The 6,432-nt window shown below is 48.4% G+C and carries 5 protein-coding genes and 4 tRNA genes; all 9 read right to left on the bottom strand.

Annotation, left to right across the window (positions count from 1 at the left end):
* Positions 1-182: 182 nt before the first annotated feature.
* Positions 183-256, bottom strand: a tRNA-Gln gene (locus Q8M98_07955).
* Positions 257-275: 19 nt separating this feature from the next.
* A tRNA-Gln gene (locus Q8M98_07950) sits at positions 276-350 on the bottom strand.
* Between the two features lie 16 nt (positions 351-366).
* A tRNA-Ser gene (locus Q8M98_07945) sits at positions 367-458 on the bottom strand.
* Positions 459-572: 114 nt separating this feature from the next.
* Positions 573-658, bottom strand: a tRNA-Ser gene (locus tag Q8M98_07940).
* A gap of 118 nt (positions 659-776) precedes the next feature.
* Positions 777-1,760, bottom strand: coding sequence for an endolytic transglycosylase MltG (mltG, locus tag Q8M98_07935; protein ID MDP3114694.1), 984 nt, complete (start codon positions 1,758-1,760; stop codon positions 777-779).
* Positions 1,761-1,806: 46 nt separating this feature from the next.
* Complete coding sequence (gene ruvX / locus Q8M98_07930; protein MDP3114693.1) at positions 1,807-2,247, bottom strand: Holliday junction resolvase RuvX; 441 nt, start codon at positions 2,245-2,247, stop codon at positions 1,807-1,809.
* On the bottom strand, positions 2,223-2,723 hold the full coding sequence (locus Q8M98_07925; GenBank protein ID MDP3114692.1) for a hypothetical protein: 501 nt from the start codon (positions 2,721-2,723) through the stop codon (positions 2,223-2,225). Before Q8M98_07925 ends, ruvX begins: the two co-directional genes overlap by 25 nt.
* A gap of 70 nt (positions 2,724-2,793) precedes the next feature.
* On the bottom strand, positions 2,794-3,354 hold the full coding sequence (locus Q8M98_07920; protein MDP3114691.1) for a hypothetical protein: 561 nt from the start codon (positions 3,352-3,354) through the stop codon (positions 2,794-2,796).
* A 143-nt stretch (positions 3,355-3,497) separates the two neighbouring features.
* Positions 3,498-5,876 carry a redoxin domain-containing protein gene (locus Q8M98_07915; GenBank protein MDP3114690.1) on the bottom strand — a complete coding sequence of 793 codons (2,379 nt, stop codon included), beginning with the start codon at positions 5,874-5,876 and terminating at the stop codon, positions 3,498-3,500.
* Positions 5,877-6,432 lie beyond the last annotated feature (556 nt).

Raw genomic sequence — 6,432 nt, 5'->3', positions numbered from 1 at the left:
CCTCAACCTCTAAGATTGCTTGCTTGATATCATTGTCTTTCATGGCATACTCCTTAAGTTAGTTTGGAAACCATACTATTTATGCGGGTATGTATGTCAAGCTATTTCTTCAGCAGCTATAGAAAATGCCCAAACTCCAGAAAGAAGCTCAGGTCAATTGACCTGAGCTTCTTTTGCATAACTGGCTGGGATGGGAGGATTTGAACCCCCACGTACGGAGCCAGAGTCCGCTGTCCTACCGTTAGACGACATCCCAGCAAGAACTAAAAAAATGATGGCTGGGCAGGGAGGATTCGAACCCCCGTATGGCAGGACCAAAACCTGCTGCCTTACCGCTTGGCGACTGCCCAGCATTTTTTATACAAGTGGCGGAGAGGGAGGGATTCGAACCCTCGGTAGGCTTTTGACCTACACACGCTTAGCAGGCGTGCGCCTTCAACCGGCTCGGCCACCTCTCCCCAATTTGGGAACACACTATAGTAATTGAGAATTGAAAATTCCCAATTTTCATCTCGCTGTATCTATATCTTTTGCAGGACTTTAACCCGCATCATGCTTATTACTCTATTTGCTGGCGGAGGATGAGGGATTCGAACCCCCATGGGCAGAACCCGGCGGTTTTCAAGACCGCTGCCTTACCAGTTAGGACTAATCCTCCACGCAAAGTTTAATCCTTCAATCCGAGGGGTCTCTTTTTGTCAACTACTTTCTTTGCCGGTCTCGCCCAAAGGCCTTGTGAGAAAGACATTCCGCCATAACCAGCGATCGATTCACCCTCACCGTTTGCGGTTATAGATGTGTTTTTTCCTCAAATGCTCGGCATAGGAGGATGAAAAGTCGTTGCGTCCTTCGCGGTTGGAGACGAAATAGAGATAGCTGGACTTTGCCGGTTTCAGTACCGCCCGGATCGCTTCCAATGAGGGATTGCAAATCGGAGAGGGAGGCAATCCGCCTTTCAGATATGTGTTATAAGGTGAAGGTGTATTGATATCCATTTGAGTGAGCACTTCGCGTTTGACCCCGCGCCGTTCAAGAATGTAGTCCACTGTGGGACAGGATTCAAGGCGCATGTTGATCTTCATTCGATTGAGAAAAACTCCGGCAATGATGACTCTTTCATCGGGATGCGCGCTTTCCTTTTCCACGATCGATGCCAGGGTGAGCACGCGGTAGAAATCCTTGGTCTGTATTGGATCGATGCCGGCTTTGTTCAGTTGACCAAAAAACTCCTGCACTTGAGCGCTCAGGATGCTTTCCACGCTGCTGCCGATGCCGAAACGGTAGGTATCCGGAAAGAGGAACCCTTCCAGGGACTCGGCTTTGAAACCTGTAAGCCGATAGACGAAAGCGGTGTCCGTGGCTGCGATATAGAGACTGTCATAGCTTGCCAAACCGCTGCGCTCGATGCGCTTGAGTGTCTTGTAAAGCGACATCCCCTCGGGGAAAGTGATGCGGATCGATTCCGTGTTACCTTGTTCCAAAAGCGCGATCGTCTGATTGAGATCATAGTATCCGCCAAAACTATAGGCGCCGGCATGCAGTTTGCGATCGGTGCCGCGCAGCTTTGCCATCAGTATAAACATCCTGCGGCTGCGGATAATTCCATTGTCAAAAAGCTTGGTGGCGATCGCTCTGGCATTGTCTCCCGGCGCCACTTTCAGCACCATTTGTTCCGATGCCAAGGGTGAAAAGACCAGCCATGCGATGTTCACCACTCCGATCAGCAGCGCTAAAACGATTCCAAGCAGTAGATATTTCAAGACTATGGAGAATCGGAAATTGAGAATTGGGAGTTGTCCGTGATCTTTATTGATTGGTTCCATCCAGATAGCTTTTCAGGATCAGGCAGGCTGCCATCGCGTCGCGCAGTTTTTTTGATTCCTCCAGGCTGAGCCCCATCATCTTCAATTCGGCAATGGCGTCTGATGTGCTGTAGCGCTCGTCCCAGGTGATGACCGGAACGCCGAGCTTATGCTTGAGCTTGGCATATAAGTTATGTATTTCTATGGTCTTGGCGGTATTTCCACCATCGATGGCATAAGGCATACCGAGAATGACGAGCCCTACTTCATGGATTGCCACGAGCTGTTTCAGTTCCTGCAAAAGTGCCTTGAAACCTCTATTTTCCAATACTTTAAACGGTTTGGCAAAGATCCTTAGTGGATCGCTCATGGCGATTCCGATCCGTGCGCTCCCATAGTCGACCGTCAGAATGCGACGGTTCAGAGATTCGATTCGTCTCTCCAAATGGCTATATACCAACGATTTCCGGAAGGGCGAAGATAGAAGCGCGCCACTCCGCTGGCAGCGAACGAGGAATTGGATGAGCGGTATAACAAGGACAGATCAAACCTGCAGGGGATCACAATCCAGTTTTCATGGCCAATCTCGGGATCAATTTCCCAGTTTTCCTCAGGGGGGATCTGCAGACGCAAAGAGAGTTCGTCCGGCGAGGGGTACAAGCCATCCGAGGAGCCTTGGTTAAAGAGGTTGTTGGTGAAACTCACTTCTTCCTCAAAGCCCCACCAGGAATCGCGGATGCCGTCGTTGTTGACGTCGATGCCGATCAGGTTGATCTCACTGGAAATCAGTTCAAAACGGAAATCCGGAGCCAGCAAGCTCTTGTAGGTGTTGATGTTGCGTTCGCGGTAGCTGCGCTCAAGATTTTGCAGCACCTCCACCGGAGTGCGGTTGCGGATCTGGTCGTTTGAATTATCGATCATCGGCGGGCGAAAAGGATTCCGACAACTCATAAGGACAAGCGTTAGCAACAAAGTGCCGATGGTCAAAATCCTATTGCGAGAAATCATATTTCACCTTCCCCCAAGTGGGTGTCGCATAGCTGCGATAATCATACCACCTGGCGATGTACCAGTTGCCAAATTCCCTGGCGATATGCAGCTCGAAATTACCGGAAAAGACCTGTGGATCAGCGCTGTCGGCTCTATAGAGTTTCAAGATGTATTTACGATAGACTTTCGCTACATTTGCTCCAATCTCGTCATTCTGACCGGGAAGCGTTTCCAGCTCGAGACCGATGCTGTCGCACCGACTGTGCAGATTGATCAGCATGTCCTGTTCGTTGGCGCGGTTCCAATTCAGATTGATGTTGAAATCATTTATATCCTGCGCGGAGAAATAAAAGCGGTAGGCATCGGTGAAGAGCCCAGAATATTTCACCACATTGCGGGAATCGAGATAGCAAAACTGTATATTTTCCAGACACTTCTCCCATGTCGTGGTCAGACTGTTCCACGGCGGAGGTTTGGTTGGCGGCTCTGAATCCCGCAGACGAAAGAGATCACAGGCGGAAAGCAGGATCAGCACGCTGAGCAGTATCGCTATTTTTCTCATAATCTCATATTACTGGAGGTCGGAATCGTGTCAAGCGCAAAATTGCAGCGCGGTTTTTCTTGCCTGTAGCGCAGCATGCCGATGCTACGAAGGGAAACCTTTCAAAGGCGATCGTTACCGCAGCATCGGCATGCTGCGCTACATCATCGCTCCAGCTCCCGCATCCAGGAATTGAGCAATGCTTTCAGTGAATTGCTGTAGCCCAGCTCTTCAAAGCGAACAATTCCGTCCTTGTCGATCACGCAGATATAGGGGATTCCAGGAAATTGATAGGCTTCGGCGAGATCGTCATCGCCAAAGAGCATGGTCATCTCAAAGTCATTTTCATTCCAGTAATCGATTGCGTCCAGGGGATCGTCCTCCCAAACGTTGATGGAAAAGACGAGCACGTTTTCCGGCATATCGTTTTTGACCCATTCATCCAAAAGCGGCATGGCACTGAGACAGGGACCGCACCAGGAAGCCCAAAAATCCAAGATGATCGTTGATCCAGGATAATCCGAAAGCGCGATCTCATAGCCTTTGAGGTTTTTCAGCAACCAGTCCGGCGCGGGCTTGCCGACGATACCGGATTTGTAGCGTTCAACATCATCTGTAGCTTGGGTAACCTCTTCCCCAATCACATCTTCCTCGTTGGAATCGATAGCCCCGGTTTGATTAAGTTCCGGTTCGAGCTCGATTCCTTCGTCAAAAGTGGGATCATAGGGTTGTATGTCTTCGTAAGTTTCATCTTCCAGATCCGGATCGGGCATGGTTTCGGCATTTTTGATCAAGCCCGCCCAATCGGGATGCCCGGTGATTGGGTTTCCTTCCATGCTTTTTAGCACGGTGCTGCCGATGTTTCCTTGCTGCACCATGAAAGTGAGCACCCGAATGGTCTCTTGAAAGTCGTTTTGATAGTAGTAGAAATTGACCATCAAGTATTGAAGCTCGGGATAATTCCACCACTCCGGATTGGCTTCCAACTCGGAAACTAACAGATCGCCGTGGCCAAAGCTATACAGTGCATCACAAAAAGCGAGGACTACGTTTTTCTCCAAGTCCTGTCTCTCGAAGAAACCGCCTTCGACGCCTTGCCGCAGATAGAACTCCTTGAGCATCATGAGCAGATTGGTGTTTTTCGTATCTGCCACGACCTTGTCGATTGCCTTGATCTCAGGGTGAGTGATGACCTTATCAAGCAGTTTTTGGAAGGTTTGCCCTGCGCGCAAATCGCGTTTTTGCAGAATGTTGGTGAGCAAGTATGCACGCAGGGCATCCACGTCATCGACAAACCGGATATAATAGATATCCAGCAGGTTTTTATCTTTCTGGAAGTTTGTCAGTGCGACGGAGCGGTTTGGATCGTTGACATCAGCATTGCTGAAATATCTCCAGTAATGCTCGCTGAGCAGTTGATAAGCATATTTTTCCTTGGGCATGCTGCGCACCAATTTGCGGATCTCGTCTAGGCGCTTTTCGTCGTCTTGGATAAGGCGGATATAGAGATAACGGTTGATCGGTTCGTGGAGTTTCCCGGAAAGAATGGCACCATAGACCGCTGCGGCGTTTTGGGCATCAAAATTGATCCAGACGTCCTGGAAGGCTTTGCTGTCAGCAAAGTTTTTCGCGTCCGCAATGAGCGAAAGGGGGCTGCTATAATCTTGCAGATAATAGTAAGAGGAAACCAGCACATAACGGAAATAATAGCTTTTAGCGAAGGCAGATTCATTTCCCATCAGTTCGATCAGGGCAGGGTAGTCTTTCAAGGTCTCGAAATAATAGTTCACAAGGTATTCGGCGGCTTGCTGGATCTTGAAATCGCGGTCTTCAAGCTCTTTATTTGCAATCAGCAGTTCCACATAGTGGCGCATCAATTCGTGATACTTGTCGATCGGAACGACGCGGCTGAAATCGATCTCCATTAGCCAGATTGCTCCACGATCCGCGGCTTCGGAAAGAGCTTTTTTGGCTAACCTCAGTTCCCTCTTTTCCATGTGATAGAAAATCCGCGCCAGCAACGCATAAGCGTCTTCCTTGAAGAGTTCCCCATAGGTGATAAAAAGATCAAGATCACCCTTGAGCGCTGCTTCTGCGAGAGCTGGATCAGCGAAAAACATGGCAAAGGGATAGTTTGTTAAATAGGTTGTTGTGAGAACTTTATAGCCCTGGCTTTGGCTGCCGTGATCTCGGATAAGCTCCCTGGCTTGATTGATGCGGGAAAAAGGATCCTCGATGAGATAAAGGTTCAGCCAGCGATATTTGAAATCTAACGGATTCTTCTGATGCCTATCTTCCACGAATTCCCGCACCGCGTCAAGATCAAAGGATAGCCACAAATCATGGGCATTCTCAAGTTCCACGAGATCCTGATTGCCGGCGATGAACATGCCAAACTCCTCATTGATCTGCTGATTGGTCATGACATTGTCATCGGCCTTAAAATATAAGACCATCTTCTCCAGCTCGTCATAGGTGACTGCAGAAAGACAGACGATCATGATGCCCATCAAAATGACAAGCACGCTCTTCCTCAAAACCATTGTTCCTCCTTAATGGCTCAAACGCTATGTATTTAAGATAATAATCCACGCTAAATGCCGGAAACGAATATATACCTCCATCCAAACCAAACAGCATTAACTGTCAAGACAATTCTTGAGCTATAGAGGAAAATGCTCCCATGAGACTATTTTGTAATCCCAATGATACGCGCATGTATTAAGTCGTTGCAGGTTAGCTGTTTGCAGGCTTCTCCGCAGCATCGGCATGCTGCGCGTTCTCTTGGCCGAAGTTGAGCAAAAAAAACTTGAAAAATCCCATATTTGAATCGTAAGTTATTGATAAATATACAACGAAATTGCTGAAAATGTCCTCATAGTGTCCAAAAATAGAACTACGAGGCGAATTAAAGGCTTGACATCTTTTGCTACTGTTTTTTTTGTAGAGCCATGTTTTTTAGAAGAAAGACAGTAACAAGCAAAAGAACCGGTAGCACAAGCGTTTACTACCAGCTGGTTGAGTCCGTCAACACGGACAATGGTCCCCGTCTCAATGTTTTATTGCATATCGGTCCATTGGATATAAGCGAGGATGAGC

This window comes from Candidatus Cloacimonadaceae bacterium (assembly GCA_030693415.1).
Lineage (GTDB): Bacteria > Cloacimonadota > Cloacimonadia > Cloacimonadales > Cloacimonadaceae > JAUYAR01.
This window is presented reverse-complemented; position numbering and strand designations above follow the sequence as displayed.